The sequence below is a fragment of the Enterobacter sp. BNK-13 genome, assembly GCF_048685015.1.
In the GTDB taxonomy this organism is placed as follows: domain Bacteria; phylum Pseudomonadota; class Gammaproteobacteria; order Enterobacterales; family Enterobacteriaceae; genus Enterobacter; species Enterobacter quasiroggenkampii.
Map to the genome: position 1 here is coordinate 147720 of NZ_JBLQTP010000001.1, position 19827 is coordinate 167546.

The 19827-nt window shown below is 51.9% G+C and carries 15 protein-coding genes, 1 tRNA gene and 1 pseudogene; 12 read left to right on the plus strand and 5 right to left on the minus strand.

The window, feature by feature from the left end; all coding sequences use genetic code 11:
• Nucleotides 1-164 precede the first annotated feature (164 nt).
• A pseudogene (locus ACMGGQ_RS00715) lies at nucleotides 165-1546 on the plus strand (MFS transporter).
• An 11-nt stretch (nucleotides 1547-1557) separates the two neighbouring features.
• Entirely contained in the window at nucleotides 1558-3168 is a 1611-nt protein-coding gene (locus tag ACMGGQ_RS00720; RefSeq protein ID WP_420289458.1) for a glycoside hydrolase family 43 protein, read from the plus strand.
• Nucleotides 3169-3172: 4 nt separating this feature from the next.
• Here ACMGGQ_RS00720 and xynR read toward each other — a convergent pair whose 3' ends face one another.
• The 4 genes from xynR to argL all read right to left on the minus strand — a co-directional run bounded on the left by xynR (nucleotide 3173) and on the right by argL (nucleotide 6328).
• Complete coding sequence (gene xynR / locus ACMGGQ_RS00725; RefSeq protein ID WP_420289459.1) at nucleotides 3173-3931, minus strand: DNA-binding transcriptional repressor XynR; 759 nt, start codon at nucleotides 3929-3931, stop codon at nucleotides 3173-3175.
• Nucleotides 3932-4163: 232 nt separating this feature from the next.
• Complete coding sequence (locus ACMGGQ_RS00730; protein WP_420289460.1) at nucleotides 4164-4862, minus strand: hypothetical protein; 699 nt, start codon at nucleotides 4860-4862, stop codon at nucleotides 4164-4166.
• Between the two features lie 396 nt (nucleotides 4863-5258).
• A complete protein-coding gene (argF, locus tag ACMGGQ_RS00735) occupies nucleotides 5259-6263 on the minus strand; it encodes an ornithine carbamoyltransferase (protein WP_407859393.1) in 1005 nt (334 codons plus the stop codon).
• Nucleotides 6233-6328, minus strand: coding sequence for a putative translational regulatory protein ArgL (gene argL, locus ACMGGQ_RS00740; protein WP_213014347.1), 96 nt, complete (start codon nucleotides 6326-6328; stop codon nucleotides 6233-6235). The genes argF and argL overlap by 31 nt, the downstream gene beginning before the upstream one ends.
• Nucleotides 6329-6427: 99 nt before the next feature.
• Between argL and rraB the strand changes: the two genes are divergently transcribed.
• The 4 genes from rraB (at nucleotide 6428) to ACMGGQ_RS00760 (ending at nucleotide 8601) form a co-directional block, all read left to right on the plus strand.
• Nucleotides 6428-6853, plus strand: coding sequence for a ribonuclease E inhibitor RraB (gene rraB, locus ACMGGQ_RS00745; protein WP_023324077.1), 426 nt, complete (start codon nucleotides 6428-6430; stop codon nucleotides 6851-6853).
• A 46-nt stretch (nucleotides 6854-6899) separates the two neighbouring features.
• Nucleotides 6900-7658: a tRNA isopentenyl-2-thiomethyl-A-37 hydroxylase MiaE gene (miaE, locus tag ACMGGQ_RS00750; protein WP_003862942.1), complete on the plus strand. Its 759-nt coding sequence runs from the start codon at nucleotides 6900-6902 to the stop codon at nucleotides 7656-7658.
• A 30-nt stretch (nucleotides 7659-7688) separates the two neighbouring features.
• Complete coding sequence (locus tag ACMGGQ_RS00755; protein WP_420289461.1) at nucleotides 7689-8411, plus strand: topoisomerase II; 723 nt, start codon at nucleotides 7689-7691, stop codon at nucleotides 8409-8411.
• A 105-nt stretch (nucleotides 8412-8516) separates the two neighbouring features.
• Nucleotides 8517-8601: transfer RNA gene (locus ACMGGQ_RS00760), tRNA-Leu, on the plus strand.
• A gap of 213 nt (nucleotides 8602-8814) precedes the next feature.
• Here ACMGGQ_RS00760 and ACMGGQ_RS00765 read toward each other — a convergent pair.
• Nucleotides 8815-9216 carry a hypothetical protein gene (locus ACMGGQ_RS00765; RefSeq protein ID WP_420289462.1) on the minus strand — a complete coding sequence of 134 codons (402 nt, stop codon included), beginning with the start codon at nucleotides 9214-9216 and terminating at the stop codon, nucleotides 8815-8817.
• A gap of 216 nt (nucleotides 9217-9432) precedes the next feature.
• Here ACMGGQ_RS00765 and ACMGGQ_RS00770 point away from each other — a divergent pair, with 216 nt between their 5' ends.
• The 6 genes from ACMGGQ_RS00770 to ACMGGQ_RS00795 are packed head-to-tail and all read left to right on the plus strand — an operon-like array spanning nucleotide 9433 to nucleotide 19827.
• Entirely contained in the window at nucleotides 9433-10050 is a 618-nt protein-coding gene (locus tag ACMGGQ_RS00770; protein WP_420290550.1) for a DUF1819 family protein, read from the plus strand.
• Nucleotides 10047-10649 carry a DUF1788 domain-containing protein gene (locus ACMGGQ_RS00775; protein WP_058675377.1) on the plus strand — a complete coding sequence of 201 codons (603 nt, stop codon included), beginning with the start codon at nucleotides 10047-10049 and terminating at the stop codon, nucleotides 10647-10649. Before ACMGGQ_RS00770 ends, ACMGGQ_RS00775 begins: the two co-directional genes overlap by 4 nt.
• Before the next feature lie 12 nt (nucleotides 10650-10661).
• Entirely contained in the window at nucleotides 10662-14276 is a 3615-nt protein-coding gene (brxC, locus tag ACMGGQ_RS00780; protein ID WP_420289463.1) for a BREX system P-loop protein BrxC, read from the plus strand.
• 48 nt (nucleotides 14277-14324) lie between these two features.
• Nucleotides 14325-17954 (plus strand): BREX-1 system adenine-specific DNA-methyltransferase PglX, encoded by a 3630-nt coding sequence (gene pglX, locus ACMGGQ_RS00785; RefSeq protein ID WP_420289464.1) that lies wholly within the window; start codon nucleotides 14325-14327, stop codon nucleotides 17952-17954.
• Nucleotides 17954-18997, plus strand: coding sequence for an AAA family ATPase (locus ACMGGQ_RS00790; RefSeq protein ID WP_420289465.1), 1044 nt, complete (start codon nucleotides 17954-17956; stop codon nucleotides 18995-18997). Before pglX ends, ACMGGQ_RS00790 begins: the two co-directional genes overlap by 1 nt.
• Nucleotides 18994-19827 (plus strand): hypothetical protein, encoded by an 834-nt coding sequence (locus ACMGGQ_RS00795; protein WP_420289466.1) that lies wholly within the window; start codon nucleotides 18994-18996, stop codon nucleotides 19825-19827. The genes ACMGGQ_RS00790 and ACMGGQ_RS00795 overlap by 4 nt, the downstream gene beginning before the upstream one ends.

Consider the following 19827-nt stretch of genomic DNA (forward strand, 5'->3'; position numbering starts at 1 on the left):
TTTTATCAATTTAATCAATAAGTTGTGATATATCGTTGGCGTCACAAAAGCAAAATAACGTAATTCAGAAATAAGATATGACCATTGCTGGTTAATTGAACAGCTCATTACACTCCATTAACACGATGTTGTAATTCAGCACACTACATAAGGGTGTAATTCTGATGACGCAATTAACCATGAAAGACAAAATTGGCTACGGGCTGGGTGACACCGCCTGTGGCTTCGTCTGGCAGGCTACCATGTTCCTGCTGGCCTATTTCTACACCGACGTCTTCGGCCTGTCGGCGGGCATTATGGGGACGCTGTTTTTAATCTCCCGCGTGCTCGACGCCGTGACCGACCCGCTGATGGGGCTGCTGGTCGACCGCACCCGCACGCGGCACGGCCAGTTCCGCCCGTTCCTGCTGTGGGGCGCCATCCCGTTTGGCATCGTCTGCGTGCTGACCTTTTACACGCCGGACTTCTCCGCGCAGGGCAAAATCATCTACGCCTGCGTGACCTACATTCTTCTGACCCTGGTCTACACCTTCGTTAACGTGCCCTACTGCGCCATGCCCGGCGTCATCACCGCCGACCCAAAAGAGCGTCACGCCCTGCAGTCCTGGCGCTTCTTCCTGGCGGCGGCGGGCTCGCTCGCCATCAGCGGCATTGCCCTGCCGCTGGTGAGCATCATCGGCAAGGGGGATGAGCAGGTGGGCTATTTCGGCGCCATGTGCGTGCTGGGCCTGACCGGCGTGGTGCTGCTCTACGTCTGCTTCTTCACCACCAAAGAGCGCTACACTTTTGAGGTGCAGCCGGGCTCGTCGGTGGCGAAAGATCTCAAGCTGCTGCTCGGCAACGGCCAGTGGCGGATCATGTGCGCGTTCAAGATGATGGCGACCTGTTCCAACGTGGTGCGCGGCGGGGCGACGCTCTACTTCGTCAAATACGTGATGGATCACCCTGAGATGGCGACCCAGTTTTTACTCTACGGCAGCCTCGCCACCATGTTTGGCTCACTCTGCTCCTCCCGCCTGCTGGGGCGCTTCGACCGCGTCACCGCCTTCAAGTGGATCATCGTCGCCTATTCGCTTATCAGCCTGCTGATTTTCGTCACCCCGGCCGAGCATATCGCGCTGATCTTCGCCCTCAACATCCTGTTCCTGTTCGTCTTTAACACTACCACGCCGCTGCAGTGGCTGATGGCCTCTGACGTGGTGGATTACGAAGAGAGCCGCAGCGGGCGCCGCCTCGACGGCCTGGTGTTCTCCACCTACCTGTTCAGCCTGAAGATTGACTGGCGATTGGCGGGGCGGTGGTGGGCTGGATCCTGGCGTACGTCAACTACTCCGCCAGCAGCAGCGTACAGCCGGTGGAGGTGCTCACCACCATCAAAATTCTGTTCTGCGTGGTGCCGGTGGTGCTCTACGCGGGCATGTTCATCATGCTGTCGTTCTACAAGCTCACCGACGCCCGCGTGGAGGCCATTAGCCAGCAGCTGATCAAGCACCGCGCGGCGCAGGGCGAGGCCCTTCCCGACGCCGCGACAGCCGCATCCCATTAACCGGAGGCACTATGCAAATCACTAACCCTATTCTGACCGGCTTCAACCCGGACCCGTCCCTCTGCCGTCAGGGCGAGGACTACTACATCGCCACTTCGACCTTCGAGTGGTTCCCGGGCGTGCGCATCTACCACTCCCGCGACCTGAAAAACTGGTCGCTGGTCAGCACCCCGCTGGACCGCGTGTCGATGCTGGACATGAAGGGCAACCCGGACTCCGGCGGCATCTGGGCGCCGTGCCTGAGCTACGCCGACGGCAAATTCTGGCTGCTCTACACCGACGTGAAGATTGTCGACTCGCCGTGGAAAAACGGCCGCAACTTCCTCGTCACCGCGCCGTCCATTGAGGGGCCGTGGAGCGAGCCGATCCCGATGGGCAACGGCGGGTTCGATCCGTCCCTGTTCCACGACGACGATGGCCGCAAATATTACCTCTACCGCCCGTGGGGGCCGCGCCACCACAGCAACCCGCACAACACCATCGTGATGCAGGAGTTTGACCCGCAGACCGGCACCCTCTCGCCCGGGCGCAAAACCCTGTTTACCGGCACGCCGCTCTGCTACACCGAGGGGGCGCACCTTTATCGCCACGCGGGATGGTACTACCTGATGGTGGCCGAAGGCGGCACCAGCTACGAGCACGCCGTCGTGGTGCTGCGTTCCAAAAACATCGACGGGCCGTACGAGCTGCACCCGGACGTGACGATGATGACCAGTTGGCACCTGCCGGAGAACCCGCTGCAGAAGAGCGGCCACGGCTCGCTGCTGCAGACCCACACCGGGGAGTGGTTCATGGCCTACCTCACCAGCCGCCCGCTGCGCCTGCCCGGCGTGCCGCTGCTGGCCTCCGGCGGGCGCGGCTACTGCCCGCTGGGGCGCGAGACCGGCATCGCCCGTATTGAGTGGCGCGACGGCTGGCCGTACGTGGAAGGCGGCAAGCACGCGCAGCTGACCGTGAAAGGCCCGCAGGTGGCGGAGCAGCCTGCAGCCGTTCAGGGCAGCTGGCGGGACGATTTCGACGCCAGTTCGCTCGACCCGGAGTTGCAGACCCTGCGCATTCCGTTCGACGACACCCTCGGCTCGCTCACCGCGCGCCCGGGCTACTTACGGCTCTACGGTAACGACTCGCTCAACTCGACCTTCACCCAGTCGACCGTGGCGCGCCGCTGGCAGCACTTCACCTTCCGGGCCGAGACGCGGATGCAGTTCTCGCCGGTCCACTTCCAGCAGAGCGCGGGGCTGACCTGCTACTACAACAGCAAAAACTGGAGCTACTGCTTTGTGGACTACGAGGAGGGGCAGGGGAGAACCATCAAGGTGATCCAGCTCGACCACAACGTGCCGTCGTGGCCGCTGCACGAGCAGCCGATTCCGGTGCCGGAGAGTGCGGAGAGCGTCTGGCTGCGCGTGGACGTGGATACGCTGGTCTACCGCTACAGCTACTCGTTTGACGGCGAGACGTGGCACACCGTGCCGGTAACGTATGAGGCGTGGAAACTGTCGGATGACTACATCGGCGGGCGCGGCTTCTTTACCGGCGCGTTTGTGGGGCTGCACTGCGAGGACATCAGCGGGGATGGCTGCCACGCAGACTTTGACTACTTCACCTACGAGCCGGTTTAACGGCTCAGGCCGGGTAGCCCAGCGCGCGTGAAAGCTGGAGCCCGGCCTGCTGAAGCTGCTCGCGGAAGTTAGCCAGCTCGGCGTCGTCCACGCGGGAGGTCAGCGTCGACAGGCTCAGGGCGGCGATGACGCGGGATTCGTGGTTCCACACCGGCACCGCCACGCAGCGCACGCCCTGCTCGTTCTCTTCGCTATCCAGGGCGTAGCCCTGCGCGCGGGTCTGCGTCAGGGCGCTCATTAGTGCTTCACGAGAGGCGAGGGTGGAAGGGGTATAGGTGGTGTACTGATAGCCCTCAAGCAGAGCGTTCAGCTCGGCCTCGCCCAGCCAGGCAATCAACACCTTGCCGATGGCGGTGGCGTGAACCGGCAGGCGGCGGCCGATGCGTGAATAGGCGATGGCGGCCAGCTTGCCTTCAATCTTCTCGATATAGACCCCTTCACGCCCGTCCAGGATCCCCAGATGGGTGGTCTGCCCGGTCCGCTGGGACAGCTCCGTCAGCCAGCCTTTCGCCTTCTGGCGAATATCGATGGAGCCCACGACAAAATGGCCGCGCTCGACCAGCTTCATGCCGAGGCGATATTTGCCGTTCTCCGGGTTCTGATCGATATAGCCGTGAAGCTGCAGGGTTTTCAGCAGCGAGTGGAGAGTACTTTTGCTCAGCCCCATCAGTTTGCTGATGTCGGTGATCTTAAGCTCGGTGGCCTGCTCGTTGAACAGGTCGAGGATCTGCAACGCACGTTCAACAGACTGAATAATCGGCATAATGCTGGTATGTCCACGCTGGAATTAAGGCGAAAACGTACCTTTTTCGGGGTGAAAAATCAATTGAGTAGAGCGGGTTGTGGGAGAAAGGACATCAGTCCGCATCGTCGCCTGATTCGCCCGGCGGCGCTGCGCTTGCACGGGCCTACGGGTTGTGTAGGCCGGGTAAGCGCAGCGCCACCCGGCAAAAAGAGCGCGCAGTATCAATATCATTGCCGGTACGTCGTTTGGCTCAGTTCGGTATAGTCAGGTTTCTTGAAAATTCAACAGCAGAAACTGACTGTACCTTCCATAAGTTGTCTTCTTTAACCATGCAGTCTATGACTATGTGGTCCTTCTTTTTACCGAATGCAATGTATACGTTGACACAGACTGGATCGGTATCCCCGGCTATGGCTGTAACATTCTGCGGCCAGTCATCGCCGATGTATTGCGCTTTTAAAAATATATCGGCCTCGTAAAACTCTTCGTCTGCATAGCGAGGATCCTGCGCGTGACGGAGTTTTTTCATTGTTGATGCTGTGACATATTTATCTATTTCGTTTCCATCAGTAATGGGAAATACGTCTTTGTTGATTTGATTTACGTACCAGCTGTTAAATTTTACAGCACGCTCAATCGGGTCAGAATGGCCGGCCATAGCAGAGAAAGAAAACAGGCAGCAAAGAAGTAAGGTGCTTTTCATATCAGTAGTGCCTGTAAAAGGTGATTTTTGGCTGTATCTTCCGATATCTCTGGCCGGGATAAAGACTACTCTGTTTAAAATCTGAATACCAGGTACCCGAACCGTCATAGATGCATGCATGCCCGTTCTGATGCGCACCAGACAATGCGTCAATGACTGCAACATCACCCTCAATGAGGGTGCCGTACACCTTGCTGAATCCTGCTTTCTCAAGAGAGCGCCAGAAGTTTTTTGCATCAGCGCCATTAATTTCTAATCCTCCGGCGCGGATAGCCGCGGCTACGGCGCGAGCGCAGTAACCCGTGCTGTAATGGTGCGCGTGGCTGCGAGCATAAGACACAGCCTCGTGCTTATTCCATGACATACAACCATCCTTATTAATGAAATGCAGTAATAAGAAAATATTACGCCGATAATATACGGTGTTTTGTAATTGATAATGACCTGATATTAACCATTATCTACTCAGTAAATAATGGTTAATAAAAACATAAATTCTTATTATGGTTAATGCCTATCTGAGAAAGCGTCAGTAAAATGTATTTCTCTGCCAGACGATAACGCTGTTGTCGTTTTTAGGCTGTTCTCCCTCTCCCCGCGGGAGAGGGCCGGGGTGAGGGCACCAGACCGCAGAGGAGTCAATCATTCCCCAAGCGTCGCCACCATCACCGCCTTAATCGTATGCATTCGGTTTTCCGCCTGGTCGAACACGATGCTCGCCCTCGACTCAAACACCTCGTCCGTCACCTCCATCCCGCCGTGCAGATCGAACTCCTTCGCCATCTGCTTGCCGAGCGTGGTCTGGTCGTCATGGAACGCCGGCAGACAGTGCAGGAACTTCACGTCCGGGTTGCCTGTCAGCGCCATCATCTGCGCGTTGACCTGATACCCACGCAGAAGCGCAATCCGCTCCGCCCACTTCTCTTTGGCTTCGCCCATCGACACCCACACGTCGGTGTAGATAAAGTCCGCGCCCTTCACGCCCGCCGCCACGTCTTCCGTCAGGGTGATCTTCCCGCCGTGCTTCTCCGCCAGCGCGCTGCACTCCGCTACCAGGCTCTCTTCCGGCCAGCAGGCCTTCGGAGCCACCAGGCGCAGATCCAGCCCGGTCAGCGCCGCCGCTTCCAGCATCGAGTTGCCCATGTTATTGCGCGCATCGCCCGCGTAGACCAGCGTCATCTCGTTAAACGCCTTGCCCGGCAGGTGCTCCTGCATGGTCAGCAGGTCCGCCAGCAGCTGGGTCGGGTGGAACTCGTTGGTCAGCCCGTTCCACACCGGCACGCCCGCATACTGCGCCAGCGTTTCGACGACTTCCTGGCCATGGCCGCGATACTGAATGCCGTCGTACATCCGCCCGAGCACGCGCGCGGTGTCCTTAATTGACTCTTTATGCCCAATCTGGCTGCCGCTCGGCCCTAAATAGGTAACGCGCGCGCCCTGGTCAAATGCGGCAACTTCGAAAGAGCAACGGGTACGGGTCGAGTCTTTTTCGAAGATGAGCGCGATGTTTTTACCGGTAAGTTTTTGTACTTCCTTGCCCTTTTTTTTATCGGCTTTGAGCTGTGCGGCAAGGGTCAGCAGAGAAGTGAACTGTGCAGGGGTAAAGTCGAGCAATTTCAGAAAGTGTTTCTTGTACAGATCAGACATTTTATCCTCACATGGCGAACGCCACTTATTGAATTAAAATTCACTTTATATGTGTAATTATTCATTTGCAACCCCGTTTCACAAATCTTTCCAACAAAGGTGGAGGCAAACCCGTCCGTGTGTGAAAATAGAAGTATCTGCCGCACTTTAAAGAGGATTGAGCCATGGCAAACCCGGAATTACTGGAAGAGCAACGCGAAGAGACGCGTCTGATTATTGAAGAGCTGCTGGAAGACGGTAGCGATCCGGACGCGCTGTACACCATCGAGCACCATTTCTCTGCGGATGATTTCGACGCGCTGGAAAAAATGGCCGTGGAAGCCTTCAAGCTGGGTTACGAAGTGACCGAGCCGGAAGAGCTGGAAGTGGAAGAGGGCGACACCGTCATCTGCTGCGACATCCTGAGCGAAGGCGCGCTGAAGGCGGAGCTGATCGACGCGCAGGTCGAACAGCTGATGAACCTGGCCGAGAAGTTTGACGTGGAATACGACGGCTGGGGAACCTACTTCGAAGATCCGAACGGTGAAGACGGCGAAGAAGGCGACGACGAAGATTACATCGACGAAGACGACGACGGCGTGCGTCACTAAGCGTTTCAGGCGGTGGCGCGCGCCACCGCTTTTTCAAGGCAGAACCATGGATTACCCGCAGATACTCGCCCCCGTACTCAACTTCCTCCAGTGCCCGACCCCGCAAGCATGGATTGATAAAGCCCGCGACCCGGCAAACCTGCCGCTGCTGCTCACCGACCACATGGTGTGCGAGCTCAAGGCCGCCCAGACCGCGCTGCTGCTGGTACGTAAATACGTCGCCGACGAAAGCGGTGCCGACGCGCTGCTCGACTGGCTCAAACCCTACGAACAGTTCACCTTCCGCGACGGCCCGGAGCCGGACTTCATCGCCCTGCACAGGCAGATTGGCAAAAGCGTGATGCCCAAAACCGACGACCCGTGGGGACAGGCGCTCATCGACAGCATGGTGCTGCTGATCAAAGAGGAGCTGCATCACTTCTGGCAGGTGCGAGAGGCGATGCTGGCCCGCGACATTCCGTACGTCAAAATCACCGCCAGCCGCTACGCCAAAGGGATGCTGAAGGAAGTGCGCACCCACGAACCGCTGACGCTGATCGACAAGCTCATCTGCGGCGCCTACATCGAAGCCCGCTCCTGCGAACGTTTCGCCGCGCTGGCCCCGTTCCTCGACGACGACCTGCAGAAGTTCTATCTCTCGCTGCTGCGCTCGGAAGCGCGCCATTATCAGGACTACCTGACGCTGGCCCAGCAGGTGAGCGACGACGATATCTCACCGCGTATAAAGCTTTTTGGCGAAATTGAAGCCACACTTATCTCGACACCGGACAACGAGTTTCGCTTCCACAGCGGCGTGCCGGTGTAAACCGGCATAGCGAAAGGATAAGGATGCGAGATGAATAAAACGTGGACCCGTATTGTGATTGTCGTCGTCGCGGCCGCCGCCGTGGCGTTCTGGGTATTCTTCGATAAGCAGCGTGCCCCCGAACACCAGATTGATACCACCCTCAACGCGATGCCCGCCTGGCAGGTGATTAAGGAGCAGGAGCCCGCGCTGCATCAGCGCATCCTCGACCAGATGGCTGCCCTGCAAAAAGCGGGCGAGCCGGAGCAGCAGATTATCGACACCATCCAGCCGCAGATCCTGCATCTGCAGATGTCGCGCCTGCAAAACGCCCCGGACGCCAACGTGGTGAACTACATGACCATCAACATGGAGCAGACCGCCGCCATCCAGAAGGTGAGCGACGACGCCTGCTTCCGCTTCCTCTACCCGATGGTGAAGGGCGGCGTGAACCCGATGCGCATGCTGGATAAAGACCTGATGACGCGGCGCATGCAGGCCGACGCCGACATGATGCGCGCGGCCTACGGCAAAAATCGCCACATCGTGACACCCGCCGAACGCGAGGCGGCCGTCGAGGATGTGCGACCGATTATGAAGCAACTTGCCGATAAGTACGGCGAGGGCATCCAGCTGCTGCAGATGCCGGAGAAGGCAGTGGGCAAAGAGAAGCTCTCCTGCGATATGGTGCAGGAGATGTGGGCGAAGGTGCTGGCGCTGCCGGAGCAGAAGGCGGCGAGGGTGATTCGGCTGGCGGTGTCTGAGCTGGACTGACGGTAGCGCTGGTTTTTTGGGCACTTAGCGCGGGTTTAGCGCGTCGTCGCTTGCATGGCGGCGCGCGACAGGTATAATCCACAACGTTTCCGCATCCCCTTCAGTGCCGAAGTGGCGAAATCGGTAGACGCAGTTGATTCAAAATCAACCGTAGAAATACGTGCCGGTTCGAGTCCGGCCTTCGGCACCATAAGATGCAAATCAAAGTCGCTTAAGGGCGGCTTTTTTTGTGTCCATATTCATCTGAATTTACTCATCTCAAAATGTAATAAAATCAAGTTTATTGGTGATAGATAACAATAGATATTGCGTGAACATTCTGCATATAACTGGTTCTTTCCCGGCTGAGTTTGAAAAGCAGAATGTTAAACAGGACGCTTAACAATCCCTGGCAATATTATCGTTACCACTTTCCCCTATGTGCATGAGCATGGTCCAGCTTGAGCGGCATAGCATCCGCGTGTCCAACGCTACGGTTGAACGCTGCAAGATGGCAAGGTGTACAAAGATGCACTTTCCCATAGTTGCTGTCGGCATATGCCCTGATTGGGCTGATGTAACTGTGGCATTCGGCACAGTAATGTTTTTCTGTAACGATTTTCCCCCTTCTGACCTTCAGGATCAGCGGACCGTGCTCACCGCTGACAAGATTATCATAATCGCTGGTGGCAATATTATAGCGGGTCGGTTTTCCATGCCGTTTAGCGGTAGCGTCCGTCTTTTCTTGGCGACTTCCTAGTGCCTTGAGGATTTTCTTCTGCGAGTAAGGTGACAAGACAAATCCCGGATTATTTACTTTCGACATTGTAGTTTACCTCTGGTTACGATCCATTAACTCACTCAATACGAGACTTTCGTGAAGGCATCAAACCGGAAATTACGCTCTAAATCTATGATCAGGATCAGTCGATAATCTGCATCAATAAATCACATCATTGTTCGGGTCTTAACCATGGCATATCACCTGCGGGCCGATTACAATCATTACTTGATTTTTTGCGAGCAGCATTCCGGATTTTTGATGACAAACACCATGAAAAAAAATGACAAACGCTGGATTGGCGATCTGCTGGGCGGTTCGTTGATGGTCCGAGAGAGCCGAACCATTGCTGAACTGTTGCTTTCTGAACCAGATGAGACAACCTGGCAGCAGCAAATAATCAATGAAAATATTCTTCAGGCTTCCTCCACAAGCACTGCAAATCGTTATGCCCGAACCTTAAGGCTGCGATTGATGACCCTGGATCGGGTGTGCTGGAAACTGATTGCTGATGGCAGTGAAAGCGAACGTCTACAAATGCTATTGGTTGCATTGATGATCCAGTCTCCAATTGTTGCGGAGTTTATCGCTGAGGTTGTAAATCCGGCTCGTCAACAGTTTAAAGAAAAACTTGGTATGAACTGCTGGAGTGAATTTGTGGATGAGAATCTGCGATTGCACCCGGAGCTGGCTGCTTTTTCTGATTCATCTATCCAAAAAATGGGTAACAATCTGATTAAGGCGCTTGCAGAAGCAGGTTACCTGGACAGCCCACGCCGCCGAAACTTACAAAACGTTTTCCTTCTACCGGAGGTTGCAACGGCCTTGCATCGTTTAAACAAAGCCGAATTGCTTCCTATTCTGGAGGGTAACGCATGAATGATCCGATCCTTGAATATCGTTTAAAACAGTTAGAAGAACGAATCGGCGACGACCGTTTTTTGAAAAACCAAGGCTCCGGCAACGAGATTGGCTTCTGGATCTTTGACTATCCGGCGAAGCAGGAGCTTCAGGTCCGCGAGTATTTACACTTTTTATTCAAAAAACTGGATAAAAAATACACCTATAAAACACTTAATATCTTCCAGGTCATCATCGATATGCTTGAAGAACGTAAGCTCTTTGACCGTATCTGCCAGCGAGAGCCTGAGCTTGGCCTGGAAACACTGAAAAAGCATCTGGCAGCCCCGCTGAGCCAAAAAAAAATCGCGGAATATATTGCGCGTACGGTCGATCTTCCGGCACAGCAATTTGTCATTCTGACGGGCCTCGGAAACGCCTGGCCGTTGGTTCGTGGTCATGAGCTAATGAGCGCACTTCAGGACGTGATGGGGTTTACACCACTGCTGATGTTCTATCCAGGCACCTACAGTGGATATGATCTTTCTCCACTCTCAGGCATTAACTCGCGTAACTATTACCGCGCCTTCAGACTGGTACCAGAAACCGGACCTGCGGCGACTTTGACTCCTCGTTAAAAGACGACAGCAATGAATATAGAAAAAATTTTTGAGAAACCGCTAAAACGTAATATTAACGGCGTGGTTAAAGCCGAGCAGACCGACGACGAAAGCGCCTGGATAGAACTGGATGAGTACGTCATCACTCGGGAGCTCGATGGCCACCTGCGTCAGTTCTTTGAAGTCTATGCCCCAGCTACTGGACCCGGCAGATTACAGCTTGCCGATAAAATGGGCGTCTGGGTTTCAGGCTTCTTTGGGTCCGGTAAATCACACTTCATTAAGATCCTTTCCTATCTGCTGGCGAACCGCGAAGTTAGCCACAATGGCGTCACGCGTAATGCGCTCTCCTTCTTTGAAGAGAAAATTGATGATGCACTGCTGTTGGCCGATATTCGGAAATCGGTTCAGCATCCGACTGATGTCGTACTATTCAATATTGACTCACGAGCTAATGTCGAAGATGGCGTTGATGCCATTCTCAAAGTCTTTCTGAAAGTTTTTAACGAACTAGCTGGTTATTGTGGGGACTTCCCGCATATTGCACACCTGGAACGTGAGCTCGATAAGCGTGGACAGTTTGATACCTTTAAAGCCGCTTTTGCGGACATCACCGGCTCTCGTTGGGAAGATGAGCGTGATGTTTATCTGATGATAAACGATCAGATGGCGCAGGCGCTGAGTGTTGCTACAGGCCAGAGTGAAGAGTCTTCTCGCCAGTGGATCGAGCAACTTGATAAGAACTTCCCTCTGGATATCAAAAATTTCTGTACGTGGGTTAAAGATTGGCTGGATAGTCAAGGCAACCGCAACATTCTGTTTATGGTCGATGAAGTAGGTCAATTCATTGGCAAAGATGGGCAGATGATGCTGAAGTTGCAAACCATCACAGAAGATCTGGGCGTTATTTGCGGTGGCCGCGCGTGGGTAATTGTTACATCCCAGGCAGACATTAATGCTGCGATCGGCGGTATGAGCAGTGGAGATGGTCGTGACTTCTCCAAGATCCAGGGGCGTTTCTCAACGCGTTTACAACTCTCCAGCTCGAATACTTCAGAAGTTATCCAGAAACGTCTGCTGGTGAAAACAGAAGCGGCAATACCGGCGCTGGAAGCTGTCTGGCAGGAAAAAGGCGATATTCTGCGCAACCAGTTGGCGTTTGACACGACAACCACGGCTACGCTGCGTGCCTACACCAACAGTCGCGAGTTCGTGGATAACTATCCGTTTGTACCGTGGCATTACCAGATCCTGCAAAAGGTCTTTGAATCAATCCGAACCAAAGGGGCCGCAGGTAAGCAGCTGGCAATGGGGGAGCGTTCTCTGCTGGATGCCTTCCAGTCGGCAGCTGTACAAATCTCTGCAGAGGGTCTGGATAGTCTGGTCCCGTTCTGGCGCTTTTACTCCGCGATCGAAAGCTTCCTGGAACCTGCGGTTAGCCGCACTATCATTCAGGCCTGCCAGTCTCCGTCACTGACTGAATTTGACGGCAAACTACTAAAGACGCTGTTCCTGATCCGCTACGTTGATGTGTTGAAAAGTACGCTAGACAATCTCGTCACGCTCTCTATTGAGCGTATTGATACTGACAAAGTGGAACTCCGTCGACAGATTGAAGCCAGCCTTAATCGTCTGCAGGCTGAGATGCTGATCTCGCGTATTGATGACAAATTCGTTTTCCTCACTAACGAAGAAAAAGAGATCGAAAATGAAATCCGCAATATTGACGTGGAATTCACCACCATCAATAAGCAACTCTCAACCATCATTTTCGAAGAGATCCTGAAGAACAAAAGATATCGCTATCCGGCCAATAAGCAGGATTTTGATATTAGTCGTTTTTGTAACGGACACCCACTAGATGGCGCAAATCTTAACGATCTGGTGGTTAAGGTGCTCACGCCACTGGACTCGAACTACGAGAGCTATAAGGGTGCGCATTCTAATAGTCTGCTGATGACGGACAGTAAAGATTGCATCTTAATTTGCCTGCCTGATGAGGCTCGTACCTGGCAAGACCTGACCATGTACGCACAGACCAAAGCCTTCCTTAGTAAGCAAAGCGGCCAGCGCCCGGAACAGGCAACGCTGTTGGCGGAAAAAGGCCGTGAAAATGGCATGCGCGAAAAAACGCTGAAGGCGCAGATCGAAGGCTTGCTGGCTCAGGCTGATGTCTGGGCGCTAGGCGAACGGCTGGATAAGAAATCCTCTTCGCCGTTAGCTATCGTTGATGCAGCCTGCGGTTACGTTATCGAGAACAGTTTCTCCAAACTAAAATTGCTGCGTCTTAGTACCGGAGACGTAAATCGTGAAACTCACGCGCTGTTGACAGTAGAAAATGATACCCAGCTCAACCTCGGGGAAATGGAAGAGTCCAACCCAGAGGCGATGCGTGAAGTGGATAACTGGATCAGTATGAGTATTGAGACTCATAAGCCAGTTTATTTGCGAGACATCCTCACTACCTTTGGTCGCCGCCCATTTGGCTGGCCGGAAGATGAAGTCAAACTGCTGGTGGCGCGCCTGGCGCGTAGCGGAAAATACAGCTTCACTCTGCAAGGCAGTGAAATCGCACTGAAGCAGGCATGGGACGCGTTTAATAATTCACGTCGTTACAGCGACTTGCGTTTGCATAAAGTACGTCGCCATGACGAAGCGCAGCTGACTAAAGCTGCGCAGCTGATGGCTGATATTGCTGGAGAACCGTTTAACGAGCGTGAGGAGCAGCCGCTGGTCTCTCATATTCGCGAACTCTTTGGCCGCTGGAAGAGCGAACTGACCGTTTTTAAAACTCGTGCAGAGAGTGGACAAAACCCTGGCCGTAAAGAGATAGAAGAAGGGCTGGTACTGCTGAACGGGATCCTCAACGAGAAAGAGGAATACGCGGTCATTGAAAAAATCACCGCAGCGGCTGACGATCTTAAAGATTTCTCGGAAGACTGGGACGATTTGGTCAGCTTCTACAAAAACCAATACGCCACATGGCAGCGCTTGAGTATGGCGTTGAATGGCAGTTTCAAAGCTAACCGTAACGCGCTGGATAAAGACGAAACGGCCCAAAAGGCTTTGCAGGAGTTGGAAGGTATCTACAGCAAGGCACGACCTTACGGAGAACTACACCGGATTATTCCGCTGATTGAAACCGTTGAAACCATCAACCAGCGTCTGGTGGAAGAATACCGAAGCCAAGCGCTGCTGCAGATCGAAGGTCATATCAATGAACTGAAGCAATGCATGCTGGAGATGCACGTTCCTGCTGACTTGCAGCACTCGCTTTTACATCCGATGCAGCAATCGCGTAAGAAAGTTGAGCAGAACGGTCTGATCCCTCAAATTATGGAAGAGGAGGCTGAGGTTCGGGCGCTACAATTCAAAGCAAACGAACGACTGAACGGCTGGGTTGAAGAACAGCGCATGAAAGTCCCTGATCCAAAACCTGCCCCTCAGCCTGGGATTATCGACCCCGTAGTTAAGCCTGAACCCAAGCTGAAAAAGACCATCTACGTGAACACGCGTAAAACGATGGAACGAGCTGCGGGTGTGACAACGCTGGATAACGCTGAACAGGTAGACAAAGCCTTGGAGCAACTCCGTAAAACGCTAATGGATGCCATTAACGCAGGCGAACGCGTACAGCTTCAGTAATTTCCCTATTTTCAGGGCAGACGTTATCTGCCCATTTCAGGACTCCACATGAATACGTCAAACATCAAAAAATACGCCCCGGTGGCACGTAAACAGTTCCGCGATGCGGTCATGCAAAAACTGACCACGCTGGGTATTGAGGCCGATAAAAAGGGAAACCTGCAAATTGCGCAAGCAACCGATCTTGGCGACAGCGTGCGTTATGGTCAGTTCTCGCTGGATAAAGTACTGGCGTCACGCCGTGAGCGTCTGGTCAAGCGAGCAGAAAAGCAGGGCTACGACGTGCTGGTAGAGCACATTGCTTACACCTGGTTTAACCGCTTTTGCGCTATTCGCTATATGGAGCTGCATGGCTATCTTGATCACGGTTTCCGTATGCTGTCTCACCCGACGCTGGAAGGTGGTTTTGAGGTTCTGGATCATGTGCCGGAAGTGGCTGACGCTCTGGGGCTGGACAAAGCGCGCCTGGTGGAGATGAAGCTGGCGGGCGATCGTGACGAAGAGCTATACCGTGAACTATTGCTTGCACAGTGCCATGCTCTTCATGGCGCGATGCCTTTCCTGTTCGAAGCAGTTAATGATGAAATTGAGCTAGTGCTGCCGGATAATCTGACCCGCACTGACTCTATTCTGCGTGGGCTGGTGGACGAGAAAGCGATACCAAAAGAGGACTGGGACCAGATCGAAGTGATTGGCTGGCTGTATCAGTTCTACATCTCCGAGAAAAAAGATGATGTGATCGGCAAGGTGGTGAAGAGCGAAGATATTCCCGCCGCCACTCAGCTGTTTACTCCGAACTGGATTGTGCAGTATCTGGTGCAGAACTCGGTGGGTCGCCAGTGGCTGCAAACCTACCCGAATTCCAGCTTGAAAGACAAAATGCCGTACTACATTGAGCCTGCAGAACAGACTCCAGAAGTTCAGGCACAGTTGGCTGCAATCACCCCATCCAGCATTGAACCAGAAAACATCAAGGTTCTGGACCCGGCCTGCGGCTCCGGGCATATCCTGACTGAAGCCTATAACGTGCTGAAGGCCATTTACGAAGAGCGAGGCTACCGCACCCGTGATATCCCGCAGCTGATTCTGGAAAACAATATTTTCGGCCTGGACATTGATGACCGCGCCGCACAGCTATCTGGTTTTGCGATGTTGATGCTCGCCCGCCAGGACGATCGTCGTATTCTGGGCCGTGGTGTACGTCTGAATATTGTTTCCCTGCAGGAAAGTAAGCTGGATATCGCTGAGCTTTGGAGCAAGCTGAACTTCCATCAGCAGGTGCAACGCGGCAGCATGGGAGATATGTTTGCAGAAGGGGCGGCACTGACCAATACCGACAGCGCGGAATATAAGCTGCTGATGCGAACGCTGGCATTGTTTACCAGCGCAAAAACGTTGGGATCGCTGATTCAGGTTTCACATGAAGATGAAGCGGCGCTGAAAGCGTTTCTGGATGGATTGTATCGTCTGGCTGTTGAAGGTGATATTCAGCAGAAAGAGGCGGCGGCAGAGCTGATCCCATATATCCTGCAGGCGTGGATACTGGCGCAACGCTATGATGCTGTGGTGGCAAATCCGCCATACATGGGTGGGAAAGGAATGAACGGCGAGCTGAAAGAGTTTGCTAAAAAACTATTCCCGGACAGCAAGTCGGATCTGTTTGCAATGTTTATTGAACGAGGCTTTGGCTGGCTCAAAGATGGTGCATTCAATTCGATGGTGACAATGCAATCCTGGATGTTCCTTTCCAGCTATGAAAATATGCGTAAAAATATACTGGATAAATTCACGATTGAAACGATGGTACATATGGGGAATGGGGTAATGAAAATTGCCTTTGGCACCAATGCGACCGTGTTTAGAAATGTTCATATCCCTTCTTATCAGGGAACATTTTCTTATGCTGAAAATGACGATATTAATGATGATGGATACCCAAAGACATTCCCTTTTAAAAATGAACGCTTGAAGACTGCTGCTGCCGATGATTTCAAAAAAATCCCGGGGACTCCAATTGCCTATTGGATAACAAAAGAATTAACTCGCTCATTTAGTTTGAATCAAACAATAGGAGAGTGTGCGTCAGTAAAATCTGGAATTACAACAGGAGATAACGATAAGTATTTATTGTTATGGAGCGAGGTAAATTCAAATCTTATCCGCTATAGTTTTAGTGATGAACCTGTTCGTTATTCACTTCATAATAAAGGTGGTGAGTTTAGAAAATGGTATGGTAATCTTGAGTATGTTCTCAAGGATGGAAGTTTACATTTTTCTAAAATGAAACAATGTGTTGGGTTTCGCCCTGATGGTATTGATTGTTTTTATATTCCTTCTGTCGGCTGGAGCAAGATAACATCCTATAAAAATAGCTTTAGATATTACCCTGAAGGATGTTCTTTTAACACGGCTGGATTGGCAATTTTTTCCGAAGATATGTCTGTTAGTAATCAGATCTTAGCATTTCTAAATTCTAATGTGGCATCTGAAATGCTTGAATTTATCAACCCTACACTAAATGCATCACCACAAGTAATAAAAAAACTACCGATTCCATTATGCGACTATACGGAGGAAATTCAATCTCTTATTCATATATCACGTGGGGATTGGGATGCGTCAGAGCTATCTTTTGATTTTACTTATCACCCGTTGCTTAAGGCTAATTTGAAATTGGTCTCTGAAGCATATGGTGAATATTTAAAAGAATCGAAGAAAAATATTGATTTGATGAGTAATCTAGAAATTGAACTTAACACTAAGGTTGCTAGGGAATTTCAACTCGATAAAAGTAAATATATAACAATTGCAGAAAAAGATATTACTTTAAATTGCAACCCAAGTTACTTGTATGGCGGGAGTTACTCCGACTTCGACAACCAACAACGATTCTGTTCTGATACCTTAAGCTCATTGGTAAGCTTTACTATCGGTTGCCAAATGGGTCGCTATTCTCTCGATCGCGAAGGCTTGGTTTACGCCCATGAAGGCAACAAAGGTTTTGCCGAATTAGTCGCCGAAGGTGCATACAAAACCTTCCCCGCCGATGAAGATGGCATTCTGCCATTAATGGATTCCAACTGGTTCGATGACGATGTCACAGCCCGCGTGAAAGAGTTCGTGTGCACGGTCTGGGGTGAAGAACATCTGCAGGAGAACCTCGATTTCATCGCCGAAAGTCTCTGTTTGTATGCAATCAAACCGAAAAAAGGCGAGTCTTCGCTGGATACCATCCGTCGCTATCTTTCCACTCAGTTCTGGAAAGAACATATGAAAATGTACAAGAAACGCCCGATTTACTGGCTGTTCAGCTCCGGTAAAGAGAAAGCGTTTGAGTGCCTGGTGTATCTGCACCGTTATAATGAAGGCACGCTGTCGCGCATGCGTACCGAATACGTGGTTCCGCTGCTGGCACGCTACCAGGGCAATATCGATCTGGTTAACGATCAGCTTAAGAATTCTGAGTCCGGTGCGGCCACTACGCGTCTGAAAAAAGAACTGGATGGGTTGACCAAAAAATTCAACGAGCTACGCAATTTTGACGATCGCTTGCGTCACTATGCTGATAGACGTATCACTATTGATCTGGATGACGGCGTTAAGGTTAACTACGGCAAATTTGGCGATCTGCTGGCGGATGTAAAAGCCATTACCGGTAGCGAACCTGAGGAGATTTGATGAAAATAGCGGCGATTTATACGCAGAGTGTTGGCCCATTGGGCAATGCGGAAATTAGCTTTAAAAACGACTGGACGGGAGAGGTGGAGGAAAACGTTCTCCTTACCGGCCCGAATGGCTGCGGTAAATCGACGCTGCTTCGCACTATTGCGATGCTTTGGGGGGCTTTTGGGTTCTGGCTAGAGCAATCCAAGCCGCTTCCATCATCTCACGAATCCCGGAAATGGTTAGAACGATGGAACGGTGTCGCGATTGTTATAGATGACTTCACATCAACAACGCCATCTCGCTTGGGGCTATTTTTTGGCTCCGAGGAATGGTCTGAGGAATTAATTGAATCCTATAAAGATGTTGAATGGATTGGTGAAAGCCGTGCTGGGCGTAAATTGACGCTAAGGATTTTTGAAGATGCCTGGTTCCAGAAATGGGGTCACTACTACCAGAAAATGGTTATCACCACTGAGAAAGTTTCATCCCCCAATGTCATTTATCTGGATGCTGAGGCGCGCAGATGGCTCGCGCCTAAAAAGAATATATCCTCACTTGCACAGGATGATCTTAGTCAGCGCTGGCTGGCAACCTATACTCCAACATCTGACTGGAAAGGGCAGCTTGAAGCCTCGCTGTTCAATATGAAAGCGACGCTCCCTGAACTGTATCCAGAGATGATGAAAACGCTGAATCAGTTCTTCTCAGGCAAAGTCATTGAAGAAGATATTCAGCCAGGGCAGCGTCAGCAGGTCAAACTTGCTAACGGCGATACTCATACACTGGATGAACTTAGTTCCGGTGAGCATCAGGTCTTGATCATGCTCTTTATGGTTCAACGCTGGCTTCAGCCGGGTGGCGTTGTATTAATCGACGAGCCAGATCTACACCTTCATCCTTCTCTGGTTTCCCCTCTGCTTGCGACTCTGGAAAACATTATCCAGAAAAAGCAGGGGCAGCTTATTTTGACTTCCCATGCGACTGACGTCTGGCAGCGTTACGAAACGTTAGGGCTGCGTTATCCCCTTTCTGTTGAAAAGGATAATAAGCAATGAAGGAGTTTGAGTGGCATATCAAGACTATCCTTGAGACAAAAATCACCCAAGGTAAACGAGCGCTGATTGTTGAAGGTAAAACGGATGAACTCGTTTTTACCCAGCTCTTAAAAAAAGTCGCTCCCCAATGGGAGACCAAATGGGTTCTTGCCGAAGTTGGCGGGAAACGTAATGTGGTAGAAATTTTGTCAAAACAACCGACTTGGTTGGGCATTGTTGATCGCGATGAGTGGGATAATGCTCAACTGAGCCAACGACAACTACAACTACCAAACCTGCTAGTTTTGCCTAGGTTCTGTATTGAAAACTATCTTACTGTCCCGGATGAGCTCTGGGATTGCTTGCCACAGAAGCAAAAAGCAAAACTCCCTGAAGGGCGAGAAGCGGCTATTCAATCTATTACTGTACCTATTACTGAAAACCTTGGGCAGTGGGTTCAATTTGGTGCTTTATGGGCAATAATAAACCCGCTTTGGGACGAACTGCGATTACTTGGTTTTAACCGAGACCTTCTAGATCCTGAACTGGTTGTTGATGAACAACGTTTTCGAGCACAGTGCGCTAGCTGGCATAGCCATCTCGATCCTCAGAGATTATGGCAGAGATATCAAGAGAAACTGACTGCAATTCAAGCTCAGACTAATGATGAAAATCTGCGCACCATTGTTCATGGAAAAAAATTTTTTAAAGCAGTCGTGACTCCTGCTTTCAGAAGGCTATTTGCCTTTCAGAGTGCAATTTCAGTTGAAGATTTATTCCGAGAAATGCCAGTCCCGGCAGACCTGGCATTTGTCTGGCAACGCATGGATTTAACCCCAGAAGATAATTAA